Genomic DNA, 26,292 nt, shown 5'->3' with positions numbered 1-26,292 from the left:
GTGACCAGCGGCTGGATTGCAACTATAAACCGTGTGGCAATGCCGACCCAGGACCACGCTTCCACAAAAGTGCCATCTTTTTCATATCGTTGCTGTTCTCTGGAACCCGTCTCGCAAACCTGCTACAACCAGGTGAGTCGGTATTGTTTTTTAAAGTGATAGGTTGATAATTGAAGCACACCACTTATGGAGGCCATAATGAAACTAAACGATATTGAAAACCTAACCGTCAAAGCCCCTCCACAGAATCCATGTCAGGCATCTGACGATCGCGATGAACAGTACCAGAAGGACAAGGAGTTTATGCAGGCAATGAATGAATTTACTGCTGAAGCCGGCCTGTTATCTGATGACCCCTTCTTTGAGGGACTGTGATGAGCTTACAATTTGATGTTTATCGCAATCCATCGGAGAGAACCAATCAGCTACAGCCATATATTATGGTTATTCAACATGATTATTACTGTGATTTGTCTACCAGACTTACTCTTCCATTAGGCTATAGTACTCGGCTGGCAGGATACTACCACTCCGCGTCTCCACGGATAAATATTAATTTTCAATCTTTATTCCTGAATACACCAGGGATCACCAGTGTAGAAAAGAGCAAATTAAAAAAGAAGCATTTCGTCTGTAATTTAAAAAGTAGCCACGGAGATGTTATTTCAGCCATCGATGCTCTTATTACCAATACCTGACCCGCTCCGGGTTTAACCGGAGCGGGTTTACGACTCAGAACTTATTTCAGCCCTTCGCAGCTCTCTTTCTTCGCTTCCTGACGCTCCACCTCGCGATACCAGCGCGGATGATGCTTCTTCGCCCAGCGGCGACTCACCTTCCCTTCGATCATGCCTTTAATCGATCCCTTTACCCAAAACGCCATATACATATGGATCAGAATCGCATGAATAAGAATAATCGCCGAGGTCGCGTGAATCAGCAGGCTATAGCGAATCACCTGAATCGGGAAATAGTGGGCAAACCAGGGTCGCCAGATAATCACCCCGGTCACCAGCAGCACAAAAATCATGCTCATAATGGTCCAGAACATCATTTTCTGCCCGGCGTTATATTTCCCTACCCGCGCCACTTTATGCTCGTTGCCTTTCAGCACCTCAATAATCCCTTTGAGCCAGGGAATATCCTGCTTATCAGGAATATTGTGGTGGACAAAGCGCACAAACATAAACATCAGGGCCACGAAAATCAGCACCCCGAAGAACGGATGCAGAATACGCCCCATCTGCGGTGTACCGAAGGTTTCGGTCAGCCACTGCAGCGTCGGGAAGAAAAACGAGATCCCCGAGAGCGCCACCAGAAAGAAGCAGATGACTACCGTCCAGTGACAGGCGCGGTCAATAAACTTCGTGCGCACAATCATTTTCGATTTACTCATCGTGCTCCTCCTCTTCGTCACCCGCTTCCTTGTTCGGCCCAATCCCGATGTAGTGATAAATCAGCCCGGCAAAGGTGGCGATAAATCCGACCGCCGAGAGCGGCTTCAGCGCGCCTTTCCACAGGTTGATCGCGGTATCGATCTGCGGCGCTTTCGCCAGGTTATGGTATAGCTCAGGCTGGTCGGCATGATGCAGCACGTACATCACGTGCGTGCCGCCGACGCCCGGCGGGTTATACACCCCGGCATGGGGATAGCCGCGCTTCTTCAGTTTTTCCACGCGCTCGTTAGCCACCTCCAGCATCTCTTTCTTGCTGCCGAAATGAATCGCGCCGGTTGGGCAGGTTTTCACGCAGGCCGGTTCCTGGCCGACGCTGACCCGGTCAACGCACAAGGTGCACTTATAAACCCGGTTATCCTCTTTATTGAGGCGCGGGACGTTAAAGGGACACCCGGCGATGCAGTAGCCGCAGCCGATGCAGTTTTCCTGCTGAAAGTCGACGATGCCGTTGGCGTATTGAATAATCGCCCCGGCGGACGGGCACGCCTTCAGGCAGCCCGGGTCCTCGCAGTGCATACAGCCGTCTTTGCGAATCAGCCACTCCAGCTTGCCGTTCTGCTCGGTTTCGCTAAAACGCATTACCGTCCAGGATTTGGCGCTCAGATCGGCGGGATTGTCATACACGCCGACGCAGTGCCCAACCTCATCGCGAATATCGTTCCACTCGGAACAGGCCACCTGGCAGGCTTTACAGCCTACACAGGAGGAGACATCAATCAGCTTCGCCACTTCCGCCTTAAAATCCCGCGCGCGCGGCGCGGGAGTTATCGGGTTGGTGGCGGAGCGTTTAATAATGTCCTGGGTTTCCATCGCCATTGATTCGCTCCTTACGCTTTCTCGATGTTGACCAGAAACGCCTTATACTCCGGCGTTTGCGAGTTGGAATCCCCCACGTTCGGCGTCAGGGTATTGGCGATGTAGCCTTTTTTAGCTACGCCTTCAAAACCCCAGTGCAGCGGGATACCGACGGTTTCCACCTGCTGGCCGTTAACGTTAAGCGTGTGCAGACGACGCGTCACCACCGCCACCGCGCGAATAAAGCCGCGTTTGCTGCTGACCGTCACCCGATCGCCGTTGGCTATCCCCTTCGCTTTCGCCAGGCCTTCGCTGATTTCGACAAACTGTTCCGGCTGCGCGATGGCGTTGAGCAGCGCATGCTTGGTCCAGGTGTGAAAATGCTCGGTCAGGCGATAGGTGGTGCCGACGTACGGGAATTGCGCCCTCTTGCCTAAACGCAGGGCATCCTCTGCATACAGCCGCACCACCGGGCTGGAGATCACGTTCGGGTGCAGCGGGTTGGTGCCAAGCGGCGTTTCCATCGGCTCGTAGTGTTCCGGGAACGGGCCTTCCGCCAGCTTATTCAGCGCAAACAGCCGCCCCATCCCTTCTTGCTGCATAATAAACGGCCCGGTATTGCTGCCCGGCGGGGCGTTATTAAAGTCCGGAATATCGTTACCGACCCACTTGCTGCCGTTCCAGCGGATCAGCATCCGCTTCGCATCCCATGGCTTGCCGTTGATATCCGCCGATGCGCGGTTATACAGCACCCGCCGGTTGAGCGGCCACGCCCACGCCCAGCCGAGCGTGTTGCCAAGACCTGACGGATCGGCGTTATCGCGGTTGGCCATCTGGTTGCCCTGCTCGGTCCAGCTGCCGGTATAGATCCAACAGGATGAAGCGGTGCTACCATCATCGCGCAGCAGCGCGAAGCTGTTCAGCAACTGGCCCTTCTTCGCCAGCAGCACACCGTTGGCGTCGTATAGTTCTTCCAGTGCATAGCCGTTGTTCTCTTTGGCGATTTCCTCAGATTCGGGATGATCCGGCTGCTTGTAATTCCAGCCCATCTTCAGCAGCGGCTCGACGCCTTTGCCACCCTCGGTGCGATACATCTCGCGCAGACGGTGATAGATCCCGGCAAGGATTTCGCCATCGTTACGCGCTTCCCCCGGCGCATCCTGACCTTTCCAGTGCCACTGCAGCCAGCGCCCCGAGTTGGCGATCGAACCATCCTCTTCGGCGAAGCAGGTAGACGGCAGACGGAAGACTTCGGTCTGAATCGCCGCCGGGTCGACATCATTCGACTCGCCGTGGTTTTGCCAGAAGGTCGACGTTTCGGTCACCAGCGGGTCGATCACCACCATGTACTTCAGCTTGCTCAGGCTGCGGACCACCTTGTTTTTGTCCGGGAACGAAGCCACCGGATTGAAGCCCTGGCAGAGATATCCCGTCACCTTGCCGTTATCCATCATATTGAAGTACTTGATAACGTCGTAAGCCTGGTCCCACTTCGGCAGCCAGTTAAAGCCCCAGTCGTTCTCTTTTTGCGCCGCATCGCCGTAGAACGATTTCATCAGGCTGACGAAGAATTTCGGATAGTTGCTCCAGTAGTTCACCTGGTCCGCCAGCAGCGCTTTCGGCGTATTCGCCGTCAGATAGCTTTGCAGATCCGTCTGCTGTTCCGACGGCAGCGTCAGGTAGCCCGGCAGGCTGGTCGATAGCAGCCCTAAATCGGTAAGCCCCTGGATATTGGAGTGTCCGCGCAGCGCATTCACGCCGCCGCCCGCCATCCCCATATTGCCGAGCAGCAGTTGGATCATCGCCATGGTGCGGATGTTCTGCGCCCCGACGGTGTGCTGCGTCCAGCCCAGCGCGTAAAGGAAGGTGGTGGTCCGGTCCGCCGCGCTGGTTGAGGCCAGCACCGCGCACACCTTGAGGAAATCGGCCTTCGGCGTGCCGCAGATATTCTCCACTACCTCCGGCGTATAGCGCGAAACGTGCTGCCGGAGCAGATTCCATACGCAGCGCGGATGCTGCAGGGTTTCATCGCGCATGGCGTAGCCGTTTTCGTCGAACTGATAGTTCCACGACGATTTATCGTACTGACGCTTTTCGGCATCGTAGCCGCTGAACAGGCCGTCTTCGAAGGCAAAATCGTCGCGCACCAGCAGGCTGGCGTTGGTGTAATGCTTCACATATTCAGCGTTGATTTTGTTATTTTCGATCAGGTACAGCAGCACGCCCGACAGAAAGGTAATGTCGGTGCCGGAACGAATCGGCGCATAGATATCGGCCACCGACGCCGTACGCGTAAAGCGCGGGTCGACGACGATAAGCAGAGCGTCGTTGTTGTTTTTCGCCTCCATCGCCCAGCGGAATCCCACCGGATGGGCTTCGGCGGCGTTACCGCCCATCACCACCACGACGTTGGCGTTTTTGATATCCACCCAGTGGTTGGTCATCGCACCGCGACCAAATGTTGGAGCAAGACTTGCTACCGTTGGTCCGTGTCAGACGCGCGCCTGGTTGTCTACCGCCAGCATACCGAGGGAACGCACAAACTTCTGCGTCAGCATGCCGGTCTCGTTGCTGGCTGCCGAGGCGCACAGCATCCCGGTGGTAAGCCAGCGGTTTACCGTGACGCCCTGCTCGTTTTTCTCCATAAAGTTGGCGTCGCGGTCGGCTTTCATCAGCCTGGCGATACGCTCAAACGCCTCATCCCAGGAGATGCGCTGCCATTTATCCGCACCCGGCGCGCGGTATTGCGGGTAGCGCAGGCGGTTATCACTGTGGACGTAGTCCAGCAGTCCGGCCCCTTTCGGGCATAGCGCGCCGCGGCTTACCGGATGATCCGGGTCCCCCTCGATGTGATAAAGCGCTTCTTTCGCGTTCTTCGCGCCGTCGCCCAGGCTATACATTAATAGCCCGCAGCCTACGGAGCAGTATGTGCAGGTGTTGCGGATCTCTTTAGCGCGCAGCAGCTTGTAATTACGCGCCTGAGCCAGGGCCATTTTGGGCGCAAAACCCAAAGCAGCGGCTGTTGTTCCGGCCATACCGCCTGCGCAGATTTTAAAAAACTTTCTGCGGCTGACGTCCATTGTTCCCCTCCATGCGGGATGTTTATTCATCGCGGAGGGCAAAACTAACAGCAATATCCCTGTTTTATTTGCGTCAAATCAATGTCGAAAACTGACGCCCCCTTAATAGTCAGCGGCGCCAATTTTTATTACTCCGATAGTATTAAGCATGGTGGAAAATATCCCCCCGACGGCAGTAAAAAGTGTTATAAAACCCGACTGCGTTTGAACCAACATCAGGTTAAATATGGAGAAAAAGAGAGCCACGCTCATTGGATTGGCCGCTATCGTACTCTGGAGCACTATGGTCGGGTTGATTCGTGGCGTCAGCGAAGGTCTTGGCCCGGTGGGCGGCGCGGCGATGCTCTACAGCCTGAGCGGCATGTTGCTGATCTTTACCGTCGGCTTCCCGCAAATACGCCAGATTCCCCGCCCTTATTTACTGGCGGGGAGCCTGCTGTTCGTCAGCTATGAAATTTGCCTGGCGCTGTCGGTTGGCTTTGCCGGTACCCGCCAGCAGGCTATTGAAGTGGGGATGGTCAATTATCTCTGGCCCAGCCTGACGATTTTATTCGCCATTCTGTTTAACGGCCAAAAAAGCAGCTGGCTGGTTATCCCCGGTTTATTACTCGCTATATTTGGCGTCACCTGGGTATTAGGCGGTGAGCATGGTCTGAATATAGACGAAATTATCAGCAACGTGATCTCCAGCCCGCTGAGCTATATTCTGGCGTTCATCGGGGCGTTTATCTGGGCGGCCTACTGCACGGTCACCGCGAAATACGCCAAAGGCAAAAACGGGATTACGCTGTTTGTTCTGCTCACCGCCCTGACCCTGTGGCTGAAATTCCTGTTCAGCGATCAGCCGCCGATGGTCTTTAGCTGGCCGGTGACGATCAAGCTGATCGCGCTATCCGTCGCCCTGGGGTTTGGCTACGCGGCGTGGAACGTCGGGATCCTGCACGGCAACGTTAGCCTGCTGGCCGCCGCCTCTTACTTTACCCCGGTGCTCTCATCGGCGCTGGCGGCGGTACTGCTCAGCGCCGCGCTATCGTGGTCGTTCTGGCAGGGCGCCGGAATGGTCTGCGCCGGTTCCCTGCTCTGCTGGCAGGCAACCCGGCGCTAAAGCGGAGGCGGCGAACGCCTTAATGGCCGACACGATCCGCGACTGACTTCAGTCCCATCCCTGATGGCAATTCCCGGGATGGGCACCTCTTCAATCATCTGGCTGCCGGCTGGCAAAGGGTTAGTTGAGCTCCGGCGCTTTTGCCAGGCTTCGCCAGATCCCCGCCGCCAGCAACAACAGCAGGACGCCAGCCGTGGCCAGCACGGTGCTGTGCGAGTGAATAAACGCCGTCTTCGCCGCCTCAAGCAGGCTTTGCGCCGGAATGGCGGGCAGCGACTGCGCCAGCTTAATCGCCTCGCTGATGGAGGAGGACGCCTGCTCCGCCGCCGCGCCCTCAATACCCCACGGCAGGACGATTGACGAAGTGTAGCTGCGGGTCAGGATCAGGCCAAACAGAGCAATGCCCAGGCCCGCGCCCAGTTCATAGGCCATGGTTTCGATGGCCCCCGCCGCCGCCGCTTTCTCCTTCGGCGCGGCGGCCATGATCGCCGAGCTGGAGGCCAGCAGCGCGCTGGCAACGCTGAAGCCCAGCAGCGTCATCAGTCCCCAGGCCTGCCACTGCTGCGTACTGAAATCGGTCATCGACAGGCCGAGGAAGCTCAGGGCGCTCAACAGCATTCCGCCGGTGGCGACCTCGCGCAGCCCCAGACGCGACACCAGCATGCCGGCAATCGGTCCGCTGAAACCGCTCGCTACCATCACCGGCAGCATAAACAGCCCGGCTTCAAAAGGCGTTTTGCTATGCACAAACTGCAGCTCCTGCGCCATCAGCAGCTCAAAACCCACTAGCGTAATCAGCGCGGTCATCGCCATCATCACCCCGCTTAAAATAATGCGATGGGTAAACAGACGCATATCGACCATCGGACGGGTTGCCGAGAGCTGTTTGCGCACGAACCAGAACAGCATCGCAGCGCCCGATAGCGCCACCAGCCCGGTTAACCACAGCGCCATTTGCCCTTTGAGCGCCGTCTTGGCGCTAAACACCAGCATCAGGATGGCGGCGATGAGGATCAGCGCCTGGAAAAAATTAAGCGGCTGCTCGCGCCGCGCGGGCTGGCGCGGCACCACTTTGGCGTTAATCGCCATCACCAACAGCACGATCGGCACGTTGATCAGGAATACCGAACCCCAGTAAAAGTGCTCCAGCAGCATGCCGCCAATCAGCGGGCCGAATGCCGCGCCGCCGGAACCGACCGCCGCCCATAGACCCAGCGCCATATTGCGCTGTTGCGCTTGCGAAAAGGTGCTGCGGATACCGGCAAGGGTCGCCGGGACGATCATCGCCGCCCCCACCGCCAGCAGCGCGCGGGAGGCAATCAGCGTCTCTGCGGTAGGGGAAAACGCCGCCGCCAGCGACGCCGAGCCAAAAATACCGCTGCCGAGCAGAAGCAGCCGTTTAAAGCCGATTTTATCGCCCAGCGCGCCCATAGGCAGTACCATGCCTGCCATGACCAGCGAATAAATATCAATAATCCACAGCAGCTCGTTGCCGCTGGTGCCCAGCGCTACGCTTAGCGTGGGCGCGGCCACGTGGAGAACGGTGGCGTCAATCGCCACCGGGATATAAACCAGCAAAATCGCCATCAGCGTCAACCATTGCCGAGACATACTACATTTCCTCAAAGTTAAATATTGGACAGCTGTCCAGGAAAGCGATCCTGCCGGAATGTTGAACGAGTGTCCAACTTTTTGTTACTATCGGCAAAAAAACCAGGGTCACAAACGTTATGAGCTACTTAAATCGCGATGCGCGTCGGGAAGTTATTGTGCAGGCGGCCATGCGCGTGGCGCTTCAGGGCGGGTTTAGCGCCATGACCGTTCGCAATATCGCCGCCGAAGCCGGCGTTTCCGCCGGCCAGCTGCACCACCATTTCACCTCCGCGGGTGAGTTAAAGGCCCATACCTTCGTGCGCCTGATTCGCGAAATGATGGATATGCCGCTGGTCGCCGACGATGCCACATGGCGCGAACGCCTGTTTTCTATGGTGGGCAGCGATGACGGCAGGCTTGAGCCCTACATTCGTTTATGGCGCGAAGCGCAGCTGCTGGCCGATAGCGACGCTGATATTAAAGGCGCGTATCTGCTGACGATGAGCATGTGGCATGAAGAGACGCTGAAGATAATCCAGCGCGGCACCGAAGCGGGTGAGTTCAGGCCAAGGGACCCTGCGGAGAGTATCGCCTGGCGGCTTATTGCCCTCGTCTGCGGTCTGGATGGTATTTACGCCCTGGGAATGAAGGAAATTGATGATGCCGCCTTTAATCAACATATCAATCATTATATTTCGATGGAATTATTTTAATCAGGGTTACACTTTGTAACAAATAATTCCCACCTATTCTCCGCGCGTCTCTTTTAGATGCGCTTTTCTTATCTATTCTTCATTCATTACAACAAATACATCCCCCATCCCCTGGTTTTATTTCTTTTATTAATTTGCTGTTTTACAAGTTTATTCTTTTTGACTGACGACTGTTCATTCGAGGGCAATATGCAGAGCAAAAATGAGAAAAAGAATCATTATCTTTTAAAAGAGTGGAAACCGGAAAACGCGGCATTTTGGGAGAATAAGGGAAAGAAAATAGCCCGCAGAAATCTTTGCATTTCCGTAGCTTGTCTGCTACTCGCTTTTTGCGTCTGGATGCTATTCAGCGCCGTCGCCGTTAATCTCAATAAGGTTGGTTTTAATTTTACCACCGATCAGCTTTTTTTATTAACCGCCCTGCCTTCGCTCTCTGGCGCAATATTACGCGTGCCCTACTCCTTTATGGTACCTATATTTGGCGGGCGCTACTGGACGGTATTAAGCACGATTATTCTGGTAGCGCCCTGTATCTGGTTGGGAATAGCCATACAGAATACCGCTACTCCTTTTTGGGTATTTATTACGATTGCATTACTCTGCGGTTTTGCCGGGGCGAACTTTGCTTCCAGCATGGGAAATATCAGTTTTTTCTTTCCTAAAGCGAAACAGGGCAGCGCTCTGGGCATCAACGGCGGCCTCGGTAATCTTGGCGTCAGCGTGATGCAGATGATCGCCCCGGCAGCGATTTTTGTGCCCATTTTCGCCTTTCTTGGCGTACACGGCGTGCCTCAGGAAGATGGTTCGATCCTCGCGCTAAGCAACGCCGCCCTTATCTGGGTTCCGCTGCTGGTGATTGCCACCTTCGCCGCCTGGGTAGGCATGAACGACATCGCCAGCTCGAAGGCTTCCATTCGCGAACAGCTCCCGGTGCTTAAACGCCCGCACATGTGGCTGCTGAGCCTGCTCTACCTCGCCACCTTCGGCTCGTTTATCGGCTTTTCCGCCGGTTTTGCCATGCTGGCGAAAACCCAGTTTCCCGACGTTAACATCCTTAAGCTGGCCTTCTTCGGGCCGTTTATCGGCGCGCTGGCGCGATCGTTTGGCGGCATCATCTCCGACCGCCTCGGCGGCGTGCGGGTGACGCTGGTCAACTTTGTGTTGATGGCGCTGTTTACCGGCCTGCTGTTTCTCACCCTGCCCGGCACCGGCTCAGGCAGCTTTCTCGCCTTTTACGTGGTGTTTATGGGCCTGTTTCTGACCGCCGGTCTCGGCAGCGGTTCCACCTTCCAGATGATCGCCGTGATCTTCCGCCAAATCACCATCGACAGCGTGAAGAAACGCGGCGGCAGCGATGAGCAGGCTCAGCACGAAGCGGTGACCGATACCGCGGCGGCGCTCGGATTTATCTCCGCCATCGGCGCGATTGGCGGCTTCTTTATCCCGAAAGCCTTCGGCACCTCGCTGGCGATGACCGGCTCCCCGGTCGGGGCGATGAAGGTCTTCTTTGTATTCTACGTGGTCTGCGTGCTGGTGACCTGGCTGGTCTACGGCCGGCGGAAACCGACGGCGACAAGACAATAACAACATGTTCAACGCAGGTCGTCTCGCTACGCCGGGTGGCGCTGATACGCCTTACCCGGCCTGCGGGCGAACGCCCTGACAGTTTATGGATCAGGAGAAATGTCATGAGTAAACTACTGGATCGCTTTCGCTACTTTAAGCAGAAAGGCGAGAGCTTTGCCAACGGTCACGGCCAGGTGTACAACACCAACCGCGACTGGGAGGACAGCTACCGTCAGCGCTGGCAGTTCGACAAAATCGTCCGCTCAACGCACGGTGTGAACTGTACGGGCTCCTGCAGCTGGAAAATTTACGTCAAAAACGGGCTGGTGACCTGGGAAACCCAGCAAACCGACTATCCCCGCACCCGTCCTGACCTGCCGAACCACGAGCCCCGCGGCTGCCCACGCGGCGCAAGCTACTCCTGGTACCTGTACAGCGCCAACCGTCTGAAGTATCCGCTGGCGCGTAAGCGGCTGATTGAGCTGTGGCGCGAAGCGCTGGCCCAGCATCCGGATCCGGTAGAGGCGTGGGACAGCATCATGCGCGACCCGGTCAAAACCCTTAGCTACAAGCAAGTTCGCGGCAAAGGCGGGTTTATCCGTTCAAGCTGGAAGGAGCTGAACCAGCTGATCGCCGCCGCCAACGTCTGGACCATCAAAAACTACGGCCCGGACCGGGTGGCGGGCTTTTCGCCGATCCCGGCGATGTCGATGGTCTCTTACGCCGCCGGTACCCGCTATCTGTCGCTGCTCGGCGGCACCTGCCTGAGCTTCTACGACTGGTACTGCGACCTTCCTCCCGCCTCGCCGATGACCTGGGGTGAACAGACCGACGTTCCCGAATCCGCCGACTGGTACAACTCCAGCTATATCATCGCCTGGGGCTCCAACGTCCCGCAGACCCGAACGCCGGACGCCCACTTTTTTACCGAAGTGCGCTACAAGGGCACCAAAACCATCGCGATTACCCCGGACTTTTCGGAAGTCGCCAAGCTTAGCGACCAGTGGCTGGCGCCGAAACAGGGTACCGACAGCGCGCTGGCCATGGCGATGGGCCATGTGATCCTCAAAACGTTTCACCTTGATACCCCGAGCGATTATTTCCTCAACTACTGCCGCACCTACACCGATATGCCGATGCTGGTGATGCTTGAGCGTCGCGAGGAGGGTTTCTACGTTCCCGGCAGGATGGTCCGCGCCGCCGATCTGGTTGACGATTTGGGCGAAAGCAACAACCCGGAGTGGAAAACCGTTGCCTATAACAACGCTGGTGAACTGGTGGCGCCCAACGGTTCGATTGGCTTCCGCTGGGGGGAAAAAGGCAAATGGAACCTCGAACAGCAGGCCGCCGGGCAAACCATTGAACTCTCGCTGTCGCTGCTGGGTAGCCGTGACGACGTGGTGACGGTAGGTTTCCCCTACTTCGGCGGCAACGAAAACCCGCACTTCCGCAGCGTTAAGCAGGAGCCGGTGACCCTGCATCAGCTGCCGGTTAAACAGCTGCCGCTGGCCAACGGCGAAACCGGCCTGGTGGTCAGCGTCTATGATCTGATCCTCGCCAACTACGGACTCGATCGCGGTTTAGACGATCCCAACGCCGCGCAGGACTTCGGCGAGATAAAAGCCTATACCCCGGCGTGGGCCGAACAGATTACCGGCGTCCCGCGCCAGCACATCGAGCAGATCGCCCGCGAATTTGCCGATACCGCGCATAAAACCCACGGACGGTCGATGATTATCCTCGGCGCCGGCGTCAACCACTGGTACCACATGGATATGAACTACCGGGGGATGATCAATATGCTGGTGTTCTGCGGCTGCGTCGGCCAGAGCGGCGGCGGCTGGTCTCACTATGTCGGCCAGGAGAAACTGCGTCCGCAAACCGGCTGGCTGCCGCTGGCGTTCGCTCTTGACTGGAACCGCCCGCCGCGCCAGATGAACAGCACCTCCTTTTTTTACAATCACGCCAGCCAGTGGCGCTATGAAAAGCTGACCGCCCAGGAGCTGCTGTCGCCGCTGGCCGATGCCAGCCAATTCAGCGGCAGTCTGATCGACTTTAACGTACGCGCCGAGCGTATGGGCTGGCTGCCCTCCGCGCCGCAGCTTGGCGTCAACCCGCTGACGATTAAGGAACAGGCCGCCGCGGCCGGACTTACCCCTGCGGACTACACCGCCCGGGCGCTGAAGTCTGGTGAGATACGCTTCGCTTGCGAACAGCCGGATAACGGCAAAAACCATCCGCGTAATCTGTTTATCTGGCGCTCCAACCTTCTGGGCTCTTCCGGCAAGGGCCACGAGTATATGCTCAAATATCTGCTGGGCACCGACAGCGGCATTCAGGGCGATGAGCTGGGGGCTGCCGACGACGTGAAGCCCGAAGAGGTGGAGTGGCAGACCGCGGCCATCGAAGGCAAGCTCGACCTGCTGGTGACCCTCGATTTCCGCATGTCCAGTACCTGCCTGTTCTCCGATATCGTTCTGCCAACCGCCACCTGGTATGAAAAAGACGATATGAACACCTCAGATATGCATCCGTTTATCCACCCGCTTTCCGCCGCCGTTGACCCGGCGTGGGAATCGCGCAGCGACTGGGAAATCTACAAAGATATCGCCAAAACCTTCTCCGAGGTCTGCGTGGGCCACCTCGATAAAGAGACCGACGTGGTGCTGGTGCCGCTGCAGCACGACTCCCCGGCGGAACTCTCTCAACCCTTCGACGTGCTGGACTGGCGGAAAGGCGAATGCGAGCTGACGCCGGGTAAAACCGCGCCGTCGATCGCCGTGGTTGAGCGTGATTACCCAGCGACTTACGAGCGCTTCACCTCCCTTGGCCCGCTACTCGACAAGCTGGGCAATGGCGGCAAAGGCATTACGTGGAACACCCAGAGCGAAGTCGATTTCCTCGGCAAGCTTAACTACGTCAAGCTGGACGGCCCGGCGAAAGGCCGACCGCGCATCGACAGCGCCATCGACGCCTCGGAAGTGATCCTCGCCCTCGCCCCGGAAACCAACGGCCAGGTGGCGGTAAAAGCCTGGCAGGCGCTCGGCGAGTTTACCGGCCGCGAGCACACGCACCTGGCGCGCAATAAAGAGGATGAAAAAATCCGCTTCCGCGATATTCAGGCCCAGCCGCGCAAAATCATCTCCAGCCCGACCTGGTCCGGCCTCGAGAGCGAGCATGTCTCCTATAACGCCGGCTATACCAACGTCCACGAGCTGATCCCCTGGCGCACCCTTTCCGGCCGCCAACAGCTGTATCAGGATCATCCCTGGATGCGCGCCTTTGGCGAAAGCCTGGTGGTTTATCGTCCGCCGATTGACACCCGCAGCGTCAGCCAGATGAAAGCGATCCCGCCCAATGGCTTCCCGGAAAAAGCGCTCAACTTCCTGACGCCGCACCAGAAATGGGGCATCCACTCCACCTACAGCGAAAACCTGCTGATGCTGACCCTGTCGCGCGGCGGGCCAATCGTGTGGATCAGCGAAACCGACGCCCGCGAGCTGGGTATCGAAGATAACGACTGGATCGAGGCCTTCAACGCCAACGGCGCGCTCACCGCCCGCGCGGTGGTCAGCCAGCGCGTACCGCCGGGGATGACCATGATGTACCACGCCCAGGAGCGCCTGATGAATATTCCGGGCTCGGAAGTCACCGGACGGCGCGGCGGGATCCATAACTCGGTCACCCGCGTGTGCCCGAAACCGACCCATATGATTGGCGGCTACGCCCAGCTGGCTTACGGTTTCAACTACTACGGTACCGTCGGCTCCAACCGCGACGAGTTCATCATGATCCGCAAAATGAAAAATATTGACTGGCTGGATGACGAAGGTCGCGATGGGGTACAGGAGGCGAAAAAATGAAAATACGTTCACAGGTCGGTATGGTTCTCAATCTCGACAAATGCATCGGCTGCCACACCTGTTCCGTCACCTGTAAAAACGTCTGGACCGGACGCGAAGGGATGGAATACGCCTGGTTTAACAACGTTGAAACCAAACCGGGCATCGGCTATCCGAAAAACTGGGAAGATCAGGAGGTGTGGGAAGGCGGCTGGGTGCGTGATGTTAATGGCAAAATACGCCCGCGTCTGGGCGGTAAAATGGGCGTCATTACCAAGATCTTCGCTAATCCGGTGATACCGCAGATTGACGACTACTATGAGCCGTTCACCTTTGATTATCAGCATCTGCACAATGCCCCCGAGGGCAAACACCTGCCCACCGCCCGTCCGCGTTCGCTTATCGACGGCAAGCGGATGGATAAAATCATCTGGGGGCCCAACTGGGAAGAGCTGCTCGGCGGCGAGTTTGAAAAGCGCGCCCGCGACCGTAACTTCGACAAGATTCAGAAGGAGATGTACGGGCAGTTTGAAAACACCTTCATGATGTATCTGCCGCGCCTGTGCGAGCACTGCCTGAACCCGAGCTGCGTCGCCACCTGCCCCAGCGGCGCCATCTACAAGCGTGAAGAAGACGGCATCGTGCTGATCGACCAGGATAAATGCCGCGGCTGGCGTCTGTGCATCAGCGGCTGCCCGTACAAAAAAATCTACTTCAACTGGAAAAGCGGCAAATCGGAAAAATGCATCTTCTGCTACCCGCGTATCGAATCCGGGCAGCCCACCGTCTGCTCGGAAACCTGCGTCGGGCGTATTCGCTATCTCGGGGTGCTGCTGTATGACGCTGACCGCATCGAAGAAGCGGCCAGCACCGAGCGCGAGACCGATCTCTACGAGCGGCAGTGCGAGGTGTTCCTCGACCCCCACGACCCGGCGGTGATTGAAGAAGCGCTGAAACAGGGGATCCCACAAAACGTAATTGATGCCGCCCAGCGCTCGCCGGTGTACAAAATGGCGATGGACTGGAAGCTGGCGCTGCCGCTGCATCCGGAATATCGCACCCTGCCAATGGTCTGGTACGTGCCGCCGCTGTCGCCGATTCAGTCCTACGCCGACGCCGGCGGTCTGCCGAAAAGCGACGGTGTGCTTCCGGCCATCGAAAGCCTGCGTATTCCGGTGCAGTATCTCGCCAATATGCTCAGCGCGGGCGATACCGGCCCGGTACTGCGCGCGCTGAAGCGCATGATGGCGATGCGTCACTACATGCGCTCGCAAACGGTGGAGGGCGTTACCGATACCCGCGCCATCGAGGAGGTGGGCTTAAGCGTTGAGCAGGTCGAGGAGATGTACCGTTATCTGGCGATCGCCAACTACGAGGACCGCTTCGTGATCCCGACCAGCCACCGCGAAATGGCCCGCGATGCTTTCCCCGAGCGCAACGGCTGCGGCTTTACCTTCGGCGACGGCTGCCACGGCTCCGACAGCAAATTCAACCTGTTCAACAGTAGCCGCATTGACGCCATCAACATCACCGAAGTGCGCGATAAAGCGGAGGGAGAATAATGCGAATCCTCAAAGCGATCGCCCTGCTGCTGGAGTACCCGGATGAGTGTCTTTGGCAGTGCAAGGACGAGGTGCTGAGCATAGTACGTCACGACGCCCCCCTGCTCGACGACTTCGCCGCGGAGATGCTGAATGCCCCGCTGCTGGACAAGCAGGCCGAATGGTGCGAAGTGTTCGACCGGGGCCGCGCCACGTCGCTGCTGCTGTTCGAACACGTGCACGCAGAGTCCCGCGACCGCGGTCAGGCGATGGTCGACCTGCTCGCACAGTATGAAAAAGCGGGCCTGGTGCTCGACTGTCGCGAACTCCCCGACCACCTGCCGCTGTATCTGGAATACCTCAGCATATTGCCGGAAGCCGAAGCCCGCGAAGGCCTGCAAAACGTCGCGCCGATTCTGGCGCTGCTGGGCGGGCGGCTAAAGCAGCGCGGTGTCCCCTGGTATCAGTTGTTTGACGCCCTGCTCAGCCTGGGCGGGATCCCGCTATCAAGTGACAGTGTCACGCAGCAGGTCAACAACGAGTCCCGCGATGACACCCGACAGGCGCTGGATGCGGTCTGGGAAGAAGAACAGGTGAAATTTATCGAAGACAACGCTACGGCCTGTGACAGCTCACCGTTACAGCAATATCAACGACGCTTTAGCCAGGACGTGGCGCCGCAGTACGTCGACGTCAGCGCGGGAGGCCCGAAATGATACACTACCTGAACGTCTTTTTTTACGACATCTACCCCTACATCTGCGCAACGGTCTTTTTTCTCGGCAGCTGGCTGCGCTATGACTACGGTCAGTACACCTGGCGCGCTTCCTCCAGCCAGATGCTGGATAAACGCGGGATGGTGCTCTGGTCGAATCTGTTCCATATCGGCATACTCGGCATTTTCTTTGGCCATCTCTTCGGTATGCTAACGCCGCACTGGATGTATGCCTGGTTTTTGCCGATTGCGGTCAAGCAGCAGATGGCGATGGTGCTCGGCGGCGTGTGCGGCGTTCTGACGCTGATTGGCGGCGCGGGGTTGCTCTGGCGCCGTCTGACCAACCAGCGCGTGCGCGCCACCTCGACGATGCCGGACATTATCATCATGAGCATTCTGCTGATTCAGTGTCTGCTCGGGCTGAGCACGATTCCTTTCTCGGCGCAGTATCCGGACGGCAGTGAAATGATGAAGCTGGTTGGCTGGGCGCAGGGCATCGTAACGTTCCGCGGCGGCTCGTCAGAAATGCTCAGCGGCGTCGCCTTTGTCTTCCGCGTGCACCTGGTGTTGGGGATGACGATTTTCCTGCTGTTCCCGTTCACCCGACTGGTTCACGTCTGGAGCGCGCCGTTTGAATATTTCACCCGCCGCTACCAGGTGGTGCGTTCAAGACGCTGAGCAAAATCCGCAATCATCCCGGGTGGCGGCGTAAACGCCTAACCCGGGCTACAGGATCGCAGATAGCTGTGAAGCTGTAGCCCGGCTAAGCGTAGCGCAAGCCGGGAAACATCGACGTTTGACAGTAACGGTTCCTGAATGATATTTATTTTCCGGCCTCGGGATGGGTATCAAACGCCGCCATCACCGCCGCCAGCTCTGCTTCGCTGAAGCCGTATTTGGCATCATCGACCCCAAGACCAAAACGCGTTTTCAGCGCTTCATACAGCGCCGGAACATCCGCTAAATCCAGCTTTTCGACCACATGGTTTTTATCCCAATGGGTAAAGTGGAAATTGGTCAGCGTCATCTTGCCGCCGTCCGGTAAATGACGGCACATCAGCAGGTGGTGGCGAAAGTGCGACTGCGGCCAGTGCGCCGACCAGAAGTTGCCCATTACATAGTCGGCAGCGTACTGGCGACCTAAATCAAAATGGTACATCGACTGCCAGTGGCCGTGATGGCTAAACTGCAGCGCCCACTCATCCCCTTCGTTAATCAGGCGATACTCGCCGTGCGGTGTGGCTTGTTCAATATCCGCCAGCAGCTTAATCGGCGCGGTGAGGGTCTGGCCGCCGAAGCCGACATCAGCAATCCAGCGTTCCCCTTCCACCTCCACCAGCAGCAGCCGGTGGGTTCGCGGCGGCATATGCGGCGGATTGGCCAGCACCACGCGGCCCAGCAGGCTGCGCACGTTAAAACCGATCTCGCGCAGCGCCCTCTCCAGCAGGCCGTTTTGCTCAAAGCAATAGCCGCCGCGGCGACCATGAATCAGCTTCTCCTCAAGGGTACGATCGTCGAGATGAATCTCTCTGGGCAGCAGCACATCGAGATTCTCAAAGGGGATGGCGCCATTATGATGGATATGCAGTTCACGCAGGGTGTTCAGAGAAACATCCGGGGTACCCGCCCAGCCCAGGCGAGAAAAATAGGCGCTTAAAAATGGACTCATCAATGCCTCCAGCAATCGGTGTCCGACATTTATAGCCTTTTTTTGTCGCCAGATGGCGTATTTTGTGCGATCGGCGTTATTCGCGCGCGCCCCGCTGCATCAACGCCAGCGCGCTGAGCATCAGCCCCAAACCGGTAAATAGCGTCAGCGAGGCCATCGCCATGCCTTGTCCTGGGGATCCTTGCTCAAACTGACGCCAGATAAACACCGCCACGGTTTGCGTCCCGGCGGGGGCCAGCAGCAGCGAGGTCACCAGCTCGCGGGAGGCGATGGCAAACACCATCAGCATCGCCGCCAGCAGCGCCGGGAACACCAGCGGCAGGACGATCAGGCGCAGCGCCTGCAGGGGCGTCGCGCCGTGCACCCGCGCGGCGGGCTCAAGGTTATGACCAAGCTGGCGCAGCGCGCTGCCAACGTAGCGCACCGGCCACGGCAGCAGCAGACAGCAGTAGGAAAGCAGCAGCATAAACCAGGTGTTGTAAGGCGACACTGGCCAGAACGGCTGGTTCCACAGCAGAATCAGCCCGACGCCGACCACCACGCCCGGCAAAGCCGCCGGCATCAATGACAGCGCATCGACGATCGCGCTACCCTTTATTTTCTGCACCAGCACCAGCCACGCCGCCAGCAGGCCAATGACGCCGACAATCAGCGCCGAAGCCAGCGCCAGCGAAAGGCTGGTACCCAGCGCCGACAGCGCGTCGCCCTGCTGGGCAAACAGCGCCGTGAAATGGCGGAGGGTAAAGTTATCGCAATGAATACCGCCCGACAGGGTACCCATCAGGCTGGTCAGCACCATCGATGCTCCCGGCAGTATCACGGCCACACCCCCGACGCTCACCATTAACAGCGCCGCAGGAAGCGCCAGCCAGCCCAATTCCGCCCCGCTATTCTCCCCCGGTTTGCCGGTGACGCTGGTGACCTCTTTATCGCCAGTCAGCCGTTTTTGCAGCCACCAGGCCAGCAGCGCCACCGCCATCAACAACAGCGACAGCAGCGAGGCGCCGGGAAGATCGATAGGCCAGTCGGCGAGCTTTTTCTCGATTCCCACGGTGAGCATCAGCAGACCCGCGCGCGACCCGAGGGCCGCCGGAACGCCGTACTCTTCAATCGCCAGGGTAAACGCCAGCAGCATCCCCGCCGCCAGCGCCGGTGAAAGCATCGGTAGCGTAATGTGCCAGAACGCCCGCCAGGCGCTGGCCCCGTGCACCCGAGCGACGATCGCCAGCCGCTGACCGCTCGCCAGCAGGCTGCGCGAAACGGCAAAATAGACCACCGGGAAAATATTGAGCGTCATCACCAGCACGATCCCGCTGCGGCTAAACAGCAGATCGTTGAGATCCCAGCCGGTTAGCTGTTGCAGATAGCCGTTGCTTTGCAGCAGCAGCGTCCACGCCAGGGCAGCGATATAAGGTGGCGTAAGAAATGGGATCAGAAACAGCAAATCCCACAGCCGCGGCAACGGCAAATTAAACAACCCGCGCAACACGCCCAGCGGCAGGCCGATCAGCACGCTCATCAGCGCCACGCCGCAGGCCACCCACAGGGTACCGCCGAGCATCATTGGCAGCTGCGGGTCGGCAATCAGCGCCGCCACGCCGCTAAACGCGCCCTCCAGCGACCCGGCGCTAAACCGGGGGAAAATCGCCTGCAGAATAATAAAGAGCAGCGGCAACGCCACCAGCACCAGCAGCGCCGCCAGCGTGCCAGCGGAAATCAGTTTCTGTTTCACGGTATTTTCCTGGATACGATCTTCCCCGGCTCGCGCTGCGCTTAGCCGGGCTACCGGTTCACAGCCGTCTGCGGTCCGGTAGCCCGGACAGGCGCGCCAGCGCCGCCTCCGGGGAGTGTGCCTGAGCAAACTTTCGCAACCCGTGGGATGTCGGTTTACTGGGCGAAAAGCGTATTAAAGCGGGACAGCACCGCGCTGCGTTCGCTCTTGCCATCGCTGACGGTTGGCAGAATTTTCAGCTCGTTGAGCAGCGGGCGCTTCGCCGGAACATCGCTGCGGGCAGGCATCAGCCAGGCGTCGGCGACCAGCGCCTGGCCTTCCGGCGACAGGACATAATCAACGAAGGCCTTAGCATCTTCGGCATGCTGGCTGGTTTTGAGGATCATCATCGGCCGCGGGGCAATGACCGTGCCGCTGGCCGGGAAAATCACCTTCAGCGCTTCGCCCTGATCGATATTGCCGTATGACACATAATCTACCGCGCCGAATACCGCCGCTTTCGCCCCCTGCATCACCGGCGTCACCGCCTGGGCATTCGGCCCGCTGACCACCATGCCATTCTTCTTTAAATCATCAAACAGCACCCAGGCTTTATCGCCCATGCCATTCTGTAACCCGATCAGCAAATCCAGCGATGCGCCGGAAAGCGCCGGGTCCGGCGTCGTCACTTTGCCTTTAAACGCCGCTTCGGTCAGGTCGCGCCACTCTTTTGGCTCCGGGGTGCCGCTTTTGGTATTCCAGACGATCCCCAGCGCCGAAATCCCCTGGGCAACGTAATCGGTGGATTTCAGGTTGGCCGGGACCTTATCGGCATTGGCGCTCTGATACGGCAGCAGCCAGCCGCGGAGATGCAAATCTTCTGCGGTATCCCAGGAGGCGGAAATCAGCACATCCGCCTGCGGGTTAGCCTGTTCGGCCTCAAGACGCGCCATCACCTTACCGGTGGTGGCCTGGAAAATATTCACCTTAACGCCGGTTTTCTGCTCATAGCCGCTGGCGAGGCTTTTCGCCAGTGAGCCCGGACCGGCGGTATAAACGGTGAGCGCGTGGGCGCTGGAGATCATCGTGGCAGACAGCATCATCGCGAGCGCGGCTCCTTTCTTAACGGTCATAACGGTTTTCATACGGATTCCCCTGAGGTTGAAGTCACAGCGCGGACGGCGGCAACGCAGCCCGCGGATAAATGCACAATCTTGTCGGCCAACAGTTCGGCTTCGCGACGGTCGTGGGTGACGTAGACGGCGGTGATGCCCAGTTGGCGCAGCAGGCGGCTCATTTCAATGCACAGCGACTCGCGCAGCTCGCTGTCGAGATTGGAGAGCGGCTCGTCGAACAGCAGCACGCGCGGTTCGGCGACAATAGCGCGGGCCAGGGCAACGCGCTGCTGCTGGCCGCCGGAAAGCCCTGACGGTTTGCGGTCGGCGAAGCCGCTGAGGCCGACCATCGCCAACGCCTCCTCGACCCTTTGCTGACGTTGCTGACGCCCGACGCCGCGCATACGCAGCGGAAAAGCCACGTTCTGCGCTGCCGTCATATGCGGCCATAGAGCGTAATCCTGGAAGACCATACCGAGATCGCGCTGCTCCGGCGGCAAACCCCAACCGGTTTTCGCCACAAGGCGATCGCCAAAGTGAATACTGCCGCTGGCGGGTACGGTTAATCCGGCGAGCAGGCGCAGCAGCGTGCTTTTACCGCAGCCAGAAGGCCCCAGCAGCGCAACAATGCTGCCCGCATCAATTTGCAGATCGATCTGATTAAGCACGGTGTGGGCGCCGAAGGCGAAAGAGACGCCGTCGAGTTTAATGCTGGTCAGCGCGCGCATTATCGCCCTCCCGTTGGGAAAGCGAGGCTCTGCCCGCGGTCAACATCCGCCGGCGCGCGCTCACCTGAGATAAATTCAGGGGAGCTAACATATTGTTATCCTCTTTGGGACTTAGTGACGCCGACTATAGGGAGCCTTGATGACGTATTGATTACATTTTCATTGCGGATTAACGTGTTGTCTGGCATCAGACCCATTTACCAAGGAACGCATATGAGCCGTTTTCGCCACGTGGAACTCCAGTACGCCAGTCGCCTGCTCAACCATGGCCCGACCATTCTGATAACCAGCTATGACGCCCGGTCTCAACGCCGCAACGTGATGGCCGCCGCGTGGTCGATGCCGGTGGAGTTCGCCCCGCCGCGGCTGGCCATCGTGGTGGATAAAAGCGCCTGGACGCGGGAAATTATTGAGCGTAACGGCACCTTCGGCATCGTCGTCCCGGGCGTCGAGGCCGCCAGTTGGACCTACGCGGTCGGCAGCATCAGCGGGCGCGATGAAGATAAATTTAACGCTTACGGTATTCCGGTGGTGCAAGGCCCGGAGCTGGGATTACCGCTGATAGAAGAGAAGTGTCTGGCGTGGATGGAGTGCCGACTGCTGCCGGCAACGGCGGCTCAGGAGCAGTACGATACGCTGTTTGGCGAAGTGGTTTCCGCCGCCGCCGATGAGCGCGCCTTCGTCACCGGCCGCTGGCAGTTCGACGACGATAAAATTAATACCCTGCATCATCTCGGCACCGGCAATTTTGTCGCCAGCGGTCGCCACGTGCGCGCCAATACTCCGGAAGAGTAGAGCCCCTCCCCTGTGCGGGCCGGTTCTAAAGGCCTGCACAAAGTGCTGACCAGGAATTCACCAAAACGGCGTCGTCAGCTTGTTTGCATTCTCCACGGCGGGTTTCAAAACGCCTTTTACGCTTGATCGCCTGTCGCTTTATGCATATAGTTAGGCGCCATACTATATGTCGGAGGCCGCTATGGAACTTGAACAGAAATACCTTTCTCTACTACAGGAGGCAGAGCGTCACCAGCTTACCGACGTGGATAACATCCGTCTCTGTTTTCAGACCCTGTCGCTCGCCGCCGCCATCGATCGCGATTGTGCAACGCTGCTGGCTCCGTGGGGATTATCCGAAGGGCGCTTCGTGCTGCTGTTTTTGCTTGATGCCGCGCCAGACGGCCTGGCCCCCAACGTGCTGGCGGAAAAAGCGGGCGTCACACGCGCCACCATTACCGGCCTGCTTAACGGCCTGGAGCGCGACCAGCTTATTGAGCGCCATGCCGACCCCCTTGATGGCCGGGCCATGAGCATTGCCTTAACCGCAGAAGGAAAACAGCTTATCACCCGCGTCTTCGCCCAGCATAGCCGCTGGATTGGCGGCTTATTCAGCCATCTCTCGGCGCAGGAGCGCGGCCAGCTGTCCGAACTGCTGACGAAGGTCGCCGCCGGGACGCTGGCAGGTAAAGGCGTTCCCCCTTGTGGCGGATAAGCCTGAAGCTATTTCGCAGGCGCTCTGCGCGCAAGGACTCACGGCGTCGCCTCCATCCACCACACATCGTATCTGCCAACGGGCGATACGAAATTTCACTTGAGGAGCAACAGATATGCCCCACTATTTAGTCGAACTTTATACGCCCAATGCAGCCTGGCGCGGCCTGTCCCCGGAGCACCGTCAGCAGTTTATCAGCGGCATTCAGACGGCAATGGGCGGCCTCGCGGGATCCGGCATTGAACTATTGACGCTGGCGGAAACCGATACCGCTGTCGACCATACTACATCGCACCGCTTTTTGGGGATCTGGCGCTTTCCTGACGCACAGGCCCGCAATGCGCTGCTCGCCGGTATCGCCGCCAGCGGCTGGTATGATTATTTTGATCATATTAATGCCGCGGCAGCTACCGGCGGTATGGAAGAACATCTCCGCTCGCTGAGCTGACGCTTCAGTCCCGTCTTCTCCCCGGGGCGGCGCAGAGCGCCTTGCCCGCGCTACCGGACCGCGGACCGCTGCGGACCCATAGCCCGGACAGATGCGCAGTATCGCCTCCGGGGAGAGAACTACCGCTGCAAACGACGCCGGTCTTCGCTGGGGGTCAGGCCAAAGACCTTTTTATATAAGGTGGTGAAGTGATTACTGTTGGCAAAACCGCATAAATAAGCCACTTCGGTAATCGTCATATCGGTTTCGCGTAATTTTACGCGCGCCGAAACTAATCTCAGCCGCTTTAAATAATTATCCGGGGTCAGCCCCGTCGCCTCTTTAATATGACGAAAAGCGGTCCGCGTGGTCAGATGAAATTTATCCGCCAGCTGCTGCCAGTTATGTTCTTCAAAACAGTGCTCCTGCAGCCAGGTCAGCAGCTTATGCAGCTTATATTTGGTATTACTGTATTCGGCTTCAGTTTCCGCATGCAGAATCGTCGTCACCAGCTGGAAAAACGCGGCTTCCCTCAGGGCGATATTTCCCGGCTGCCGCAGCGGGTGTGAAAAGATTTTATCAACCAGATCCTTGCAGGTATGGCGAGTGTCCGGAGCCAGCCAACCGTAGCAGGACGCATTCTGCGCAGAGAAAGTCTGTAATAAGGTATCGAGAGGCTGTAAATATTGGAACTCAACCAGCGGGTTAATCAATATGTTAATTAACTTCAGCGTTCCCAGCTCATCATAATAATGTACATCGCCCGGCTGAACGTAAAAAACGTCCCCCTGTTGAATATATAATGGCCGGCCATTAATAACGTGTAAACCGTGTCCTTGCTCAACGAGCACCAGTTCAGCAAATTCGTGACTGTGTTCATGGCTATTATCTTCCGGGTCACTGGCGTACATCCCCAGCTTATCCTGAGGATGGGTGAAATAATACTCAACGGTTAACATCATCGATCAAGTCCAAAACAACATACGGTGCATGGGCAAGATAATGCATTTCACCGGCGGCCACGAGTCAGATTTGTGGAATTGTGATCGCCAACCCGCCCACCCCATTATCAGTGCCATTTTGTCAAATGCATTGGCATTGCCAGAGTGGTTGCCGCGGGCGGCGGCGTCTTATGCTGCGGACAATTAAACACAGAGGACGCAGTATGTCACAGGCAATTCAGCATAATTCTCAGGTCACGATGACTCGCCACCCGCATTTTTTACGCATCGCCGAGGCGCTCCGGCCCGCGCTGCGCCGTGAGGCGCATCTGCCGAGCGCGGTGGTGGAAGCCCGCGCCGACGCCGCGGCGCTCTTTGGCTGGCGCGCCGAGCCGGTGAGCACCCTGGCCGCGTTTTACCAGCGCGAGCTGACCAGCGGCGATAGCGTCATTATTGATTTTGGCAGCCATTACGTTGGCTACCTGCATTTTCTCTGCCGGAGCGCCGGGAGCCCGCCGGACGCTCCGGCTCATCTGCAATTCACCTTCGGCGAAACGCTGAGCGAAGTGTGCGAACCGTTCAGCGATTATCAAGGCTGGCTCAGCAGCAGCTGGCTGCAGCAGCAAGATCTGTGGCTTGATGTCCTGCCCGCCGAAGTTGACCTCCCGCGCCGCTACTGCTTCCGCTACCTGAAGGTGGAGGTAAAAGCCGTTTCGCGCAAGTTTCGTCTGCAGTTTGACCAGATCCAGGTTAATGCCGTTACCTCAGCCAGCGGCGCATGCCCGGCGGCGGCAACCTCCGACCCGCAGCTCCAGGCCATCGATAGCATTGCCGTTCTGACCCTACAAAACTGCATGCAGGAGGTGTTTGAAGATGGGCCCAAACGCGACCGCCGCCTGTGGCTCGGCGATTTACGCCTGCAGGCGCTGGTGAACGAGGTCACCTTCGCCCGCCACGATCTGGTGCGCCGCTGTCTGTACCTTTTCGCCGGGCATACTCGCGAGGACGGGATGGTGTCGGCTAATGTGTTCGTCCAGCCGGATATCGTTGCGGACGATACCTTTCTGTTTGATTATTCGTTGTTTTTTGTCGACGTTCTTTATAACCATTTGCAAAGCGCCGAGGACATTGAAACGGCGCGCGAGCTGTGGCCCACGGCGCGCCGTCAGGTAGAACTGGCGCTAAGCCGCTGCGGCCCCTCCGGTATTGTGCGCGATAGCGACGAATGGTGGGTGTTTATCGACTGGCAAGCGTCGCTGAATAAACAGGCGGCGGCGCAGGGGGTACTGATTTACTGCCTGCAGCGCGCCGTCTGGCTGGCGGAGCGTTTCGAACCTGAGCTGGCCGCAAGCTATCGCCTGCGTTTACAGCAGCTTAAAGCGGCAGCGCTTGATTCGTTCTGGGACGAGCAGCAGGGCTTCTACGTCAGCGGCCCCCAGCGCCAGGTCTCCTGGGCATCGCAAATCTGGCTGGTGCTGGCAGAAATCGGCACGCCGCAGCAGCGACGGGAGATCATGCGCAACCTGGAGAAAAATCCCCCCGCCGTCGCCATGAACACGCCGTATCTGCGTCACCACTATATCGCCGCCCTACTGCAGTGCGGGCTGCGGGATGAAGCGATTGCGCAGCTCAAGGCCTACTGGGGCGCCATGGTCGACTACGGCGCCGATACTTTCTGGGAAATCTTCGACCCGGCGCATCCTGACTTTTCCCCTTATGGCAGCAAACTGATCAACAGTTACTGCCATGCGTGGAGCTGCACTCCGGCCTGGTTTATTCGCCAGTACGGACTTTAACAACAACGA

General features: G+C 58.2%; 22 protein-coding genes. 13 read left to right on the top strand and 9 right to left on the bottom strand.

From position 1 onward, the window contains the following. The first annotated feature begins 198 nt into the window (after window positions 1–198). Window positions 199–375, top strand: coding sequence for a hypothetical protein (locus tag IYV58_RS13130; RefSeq protein WP_004120643.1), 177 nt, complete (start codon window positions 199–201; stop codon window positions 373–375). Then, window positions 375–698 (top strand): CcdB family protein, encoded by a 324-nt coding sequence (locus IYV58_RS13125; protein ID WP_071988218.1) that lies wholly within the window; start codon window positions 375–377, stop codon window positions 696–698. Before IYV58_RS13130 ends, IYV58_RS13125 begins: the two co-directional genes overlap by 1 nt. A gap of 41 nt (window positions 699–739) precedes the next feature. Here IYV58_RS13125 and fdnI read toward each other — a convergent pair whose 3' ends face one another. From fdnI to fdnG, 3 genes are read right to left on the bottom strand one after another with little or no spacing between them, the layout of a single operon-like run. Beyond that, window positions 740–1,396, bottom strand: coding sequence for a formate dehydrogenase-N subunit gamma (gene fdnI / locus IYV58_RS13120; protein ID WP_004120645.1), 657 nt, complete (start codon window positions 1,394–1,396; stop codon window positions 740–742). Further along, complete coding sequence (fdxH, locus tag IYV58_RS13115; RefSeq protein ID WP_142468245.1) at window positions 1,389–2,273, bottom strand: formate dehydrogenase subunit beta; 885 nt, start codon at window positions 2,271–2,273, stop codon at window positions 1,389–1,391. Before fdxH ends, fdnI begins: the two co-directional genes overlap by 8 nt. 11 nt (window positions 2,274–2,284) lie before the next feature. Then, window positions 2,285–5,332, bottom strand: a complete 3,048-nt coding sequence (gene fdnG, locus IYV58_RS13110) for a formate dehydrogenase-N subunit alpha (RefSeq protein ID WP_195729669.1) — start codon at window positions 5,330–5,332, stop codon at window positions 2,285–2,287. Window positions 5,333–5,558: 226 nt separating this feature from the next. Here fdnG and yddG point away from each other — a divergent pair, with 226 nt between their 5' ends. Then, window positions 5,559–6,437 carry an aromatic amino acid DMT transporter YddG gene (gene yddG / locus IYV58_RS13105; protein WP_004120652.1) on the top strand — a complete coding sequence of 293 codons (879 nt, stop codon included), beginning with the start codon at window positions 5,559–5,561 and terminating at the stop codon, window positions 6,435–6,437. A gap of 120 nt (window positions 6,438–6,557) precedes the next feature. Here yddG and IYV58_RS13100 read toward each other — a convergent pair whose 3' ends face one another. After that, window positions 6,558–8,048 carry an MFS transporter gene (locus IYV58_RS13100; RefSeq protein WP_004120658.1) on the bottom strand — a complete coding sequence of 497 codons (1,491 nt, stop codon included), beginning with the start codon at window positions 8,046–8,048 and terminating at the stop codon, window positions 6,558–6,560. Between the two features lie 119 nt (window positions 8,049–8,167). Here IYV58_RS13100 and IYV58_RS13095 point away from each other — a divergent pair, with 119 nt between their 5' ends. The 6 genes from IYV58_RS13095 (at window position 8,168) to narI (ending at window position 17,085) form a co-directional block, all read left to right on the top strand. Continuing rightward, window positions 8,168–8,743, top strand: coding sequence for a TetR family transcriptional regulator (locus tag IYV58_RS13095; protein ID WP_004120660.1), 576 nt, complete (start codon window positions 8,168–8,170; stop codon window positions 8,741–8,743). Between the two features lie 189 nt (window positions 8,744–8,932). Then, on the top strand, window positions 8,933–10,327 hold the full coding sequence (locus IYV58_RS13090) for a NarK family nitrate/nitrite MFS transporter (RefSeq protein WP_004120662.1): 1,395 nt from the start codon (window positions 8,933–8,935) through the stop codon (window positions 10,325–10,327). Window positions 10,328–10,431: 104 nt separating this feature from the next. After that, window positions 10,432–14,172, top strand: coding sequence for a nitrate reductase subunit alpha (locus IYV58_RS13085; protein WP_195729668.1), 3,741 nt, complete (start codon window positions 10,432–10,434; stop codon window positions 14,170–14,172). Continuing rightward, a complete protein-coding gene (narH, locus tag IYV58_RS13080) occupies window positions 14,169–15,713 on the top strand; it encodes a nitrate reductase subunit beta (protein WP_087829382.1) in 1,545 nt (514 codons plus the stop codon). Before IYV58_RS13085 ends, narH begins: the two co-directional genes overlap by 4 nt. Then, complete coding sequence (narW, locus tag IYV58_RS13075; RefSeq protein WP_004120668.1) at window positions 15,713–16,408, top strand: nitrate reductase molybdenum cofactor assembly chaperone; 696 nt, start codon at window positions 15,713–15,715, stop codon at window positions 16,406–16,408. Before narH ends, narW begins: the two co-directional genes overlap by 1 nt. Next, entirely contained in the window at window positions 16,405–17,085 is a 681-nt protein-coding gene (narI, locus tag IYV58_RS13070) for a respiratory nitrate reductase subunit gamma (RefSeq protein ID WP_004120670.1), read from the top strand. The genes narW and narI overlap by 4 nt, the downstream gene beginning before the upstream one ends. A 145-nt stretch (window positions 17,086–17,230) precedes the next feature. Here the strand turns inward: narI and nhoA are convergent, their stop codons facing one another. The 4 genes from nhoA to IYV58_RS13050 form a co-directional block, all read right to left on the bottom strand. Continuing rightward, window positions 17,231–18,076: an N-hydroxyarylamine O-acetyltransferase gene (gene nhoA, locus IYV58_RS13065; RefSeq protein WP_087829387.1), complete on the bottom strand. Its 846-nt coding sequence runs from the start codon at window positions 18,074–18,076 to the stop codon at window positions 17,231–17,233. Between the two features lie 76 nt (window positions 18,077–18,152). Further along, a complete protein-coding gene (locus IYV58_RS13060; protein WP_195729667.1) occupies window positions 18,153–19,808 on the bottom strand; it encodes an ABC transporter permease in 1,656 nt (551 codons plus the stop codon). A 155-nt stretch (window positions 19,809–19,963) separates the two neighbouring features. Beyond that, window positions 19,964–20,932: an ABC transporter substrate-binding protein gene (locus IYV58_RS13055; protein ID WP_142468241.1), complete on the bottom strand. Its 969-nt coding sequence runs from the start codon at window positions 20,930–20,932 to the stop codon at window positions 19,964–19,966. Next, window positions 20,929–21,633: an ABC transporter ATP-binding protein gene (locus IYV58_RS13050; protein ID WP_162626014.1), complete on the bottom strand. Its 705-nt coding sequence runs from the start codon at window positions 21,631–21,633 to the stop codon at window positions 20,929–20,931. Before IYV58_RS13050 ends, IYV58_RS13055 begins: the two co-directional genes overlap by 4 nt. A gap of 210 nt (window positions 21,634–21,843) precedes the next feature. Between IYV58_RS13050 and IYV58_RS13045 the strand changes: the two genes are divergently transcribed. The 3 genes from IYV58_RS13045 to IYV58_RS13035 all read left to right on the top strand — a co-directional run bounded on the left by IYV58_RS13045 (window position 21,844) and on the right by IYV58_RS13035 (window position 23,567). Continuing rightward, the gene (locus IYV58_RS13045; protein ID WP_004120679.1) at window positions 21,844–22,425 is read left to right on the top strand and encodes a flavin reductase family protein; all 582 of its coding nucleotides are present in this window, start codon (window positions 21,844–21,846) and stop codon (window positions 22,423–22,425) included. Between the two features lie 181 nt (window positions 22,426–22,606). Next, on the top strand, window positions 22,607–23,119 hold the full coding sequence (locus IYV58_RS13040) for a MarR family winged helix-turn-helix transcriptional regulator (protein WP_087829394.1): 513 nt from the start codon (window positions 22,607–22,609) through the stop codon (window positions 23,117–23,119). Between the two features lie 115 nt (window positions 23,120–23,234). Beyond that, window positions 23,235–23,567, top strand: a complete 333-nt coding sequence (locus tag IYV58_RS13035; RefSeq protein ID WP_195729666.1) for a DUF6616 family protein — start codon at window positions 23,235–23,237, stop codon at window positions 23,565–23,567. A 119-nt stretch (window positions 23,568–23,686) separates the two neighbouring features. On the opposite strand, the gene IYV58_RS13030 is transcribed toward IYV58_RS13035, so the two are convergent. Continuing rightward, the gene (locus IYV58_RS13030; protein ID WP_142445713.1) at window positions 23,687–24,508 is read right to left on the bottom strand and encodes a helix-turn-helix domain-containing protein; all 822 of its coding nucleotides are present in this window, start codon (window positions 24,506–24,508) and stop codon (window positions 23,687–23,689) included. Window positions 24,509–24,711: 203 nt separating this feature from the next. Here IYV58_RS13030 and IYV58_RS13025 point away from each other — a divergent pair, with 203 nt between their 5' ends. Then, window positions 24,712–26,283, top strand: a complete 1,572-nt coding sequence (locus IYV58_RS13025) for an alpha-L-rhamnosidase-related protein (protein ID WP_195729665.1) — start codon at window positions 24,712–24,714, stop codon at window positions 26,281–26,283. Window positions 26,284–26,292 lie beyond the last annotated feature (9 nt).

The sequence above is a fragment of the Klebsiella sp. BDA134-6 genome, from assembly GCF_015601345.1.
Taxonomy (GTDB): domain Bacteria; phylum Pseudomonadota; class Gammaproteobacteria; order Enterobacterales; family Enterobacteriaceae; genus Klebsiella; species Klebsiella grimontii.
Note: the sequence above shows the minus strand (reverse complement) of the source record. Positions and strands in the feature narration are given on the sequence as shown.

Excerpts from the sequence above, each read along its gene's own strand:
- IYV58_RS13130 (WP_004120643.1), top strand. The coding sequence starts at position 199 with ATGAAACTAAACGATATTGAAAACCTAACCGTCAAAGCCCCTCCACAG.
- IYV58_RS13125 (WP_071988218.1), top strand. The coding sequence starts at position 375 with ATGAGCTTACAATTTGATGTTTATCGCAATCCATCGGAGAGAACCAAT.
- fdnI (WP_004120645.1), bottom strand. The coding sequence starts at position 1,396 with ATGAGTAAATCGAAAATGATTGTGCGCACGAAGTTTATTGACCGCGCC.
- fdxH (WP_142468245.1), bottom strand. The coding sequence starts at position 2,273 with ATGGCGATGGAAACCCAGGACATTATTAAACGCTCCGCCACCAACCCG.
- yddG (WP_004120652.1), top strand. The coding sequence starts at position 5,559 with ATGGAGAAAAAGAGAGCCACGCTCATTGGATTGGCCGCTATCGTACTC.
- IYV58_RS13100 (WP_004120658.1), bottom strand. The coding sequence starts at position 8,048 with ATGTCTCGGCAATGGTTGACGCTGATGGCGATTTTGCTGGTTTATATC.
- IYV58_RS13095 (WP_004120660.1), top strand. The coding sequence starts at position 8,168 with ATGAGCTACTTAAATCGCGATGCGCGTCGGGAAGTTATTGTGCAGGCG.
- IYV58_RS13090 (WP_004120662.1), top strand. The coding sequence starts at position 8,933 with ATGCAGAGCAAAAATGAGAAAAAGAATCATTATCTTTTAAAAGAGTGG.
- IYV58_RS13085 (WP_195729668.1), top strand. The coding sequence starts at position 10,432 with ATGAGTAAACTACTGGATCGCTTTCGCTACTTTAAGCAGAAAGGCGAG.
- narH (WP_087829382.1), top strand. The coding sequence starts at position 14,169 with ATGAAAATACGTTCACAGGTCGGTATGGTTCTCAATCTCGACAAATGC.
- narW (WP_004120668.1), top strand. The coding sequence starts at position 15,713 with ATGCGAATCCTCAAAGCGATCGCCCTGCTGCTGGAGTACCCGGATGAG.
- narI (WP_004120670.1), top strand. The coding sequence starts at position 16,405 with ATGATACACTACCTGAACGTCTTTTTTTACGACATCTACCCCTACATC.
- nhoA (WP_087829387.1), bottom strand. The coding sequence starts at position 18,076 with ATGAGTCCATTTTTAAGCGCCTATTTTTCTCGCCTGGGCTGGGCGGGT.
- IYV58_RS13055 (WP_142468241.1), bottom strand. The coding sequence starts at position 20,932 with ATGAAAACCGTTATGACCGTTAAGAAAGGAGCCGCGCTCGCGATGATG.
- IYV58_RS13045 (WP_004120679.1), top strand. The coding sequence starts at position 21,844 with ATGAGCCGTTTTCGCCACGTGGAACTCCAGTACGCCAGTCGCCTGCTC.
- IYV58_RS13040 (WP_087829394.1), top strand. The coding sequence starts at position 22,607 with ATGGAACTTGAACAGAAATACCTTTCTCTACTACAGGAGGCAGAGCGT.
- IYV58_RS13035 (WP_195729666.1), top strand. The coding sequence starts at position 23,235 with ATGCCCCACTATTTAGTCGAACTTTATACGCCCAATGCAGCCTGGCGC.
- IYV58_RS13030 (WP_142445713.1), bottom strand. The coding sequence starts at position 24,508 with ATGATGTTAACCGTTGAGTATTATTTCACCCATCCTCAGGATAAGCTG.
- IYV58_RS13025 (WP_195729665.1), top strand. The coding sequence starts at position 24,712 with ATGTCACAGGCAATTCAGCATAATTCTCAGGTCACGATGACTCGCCAC.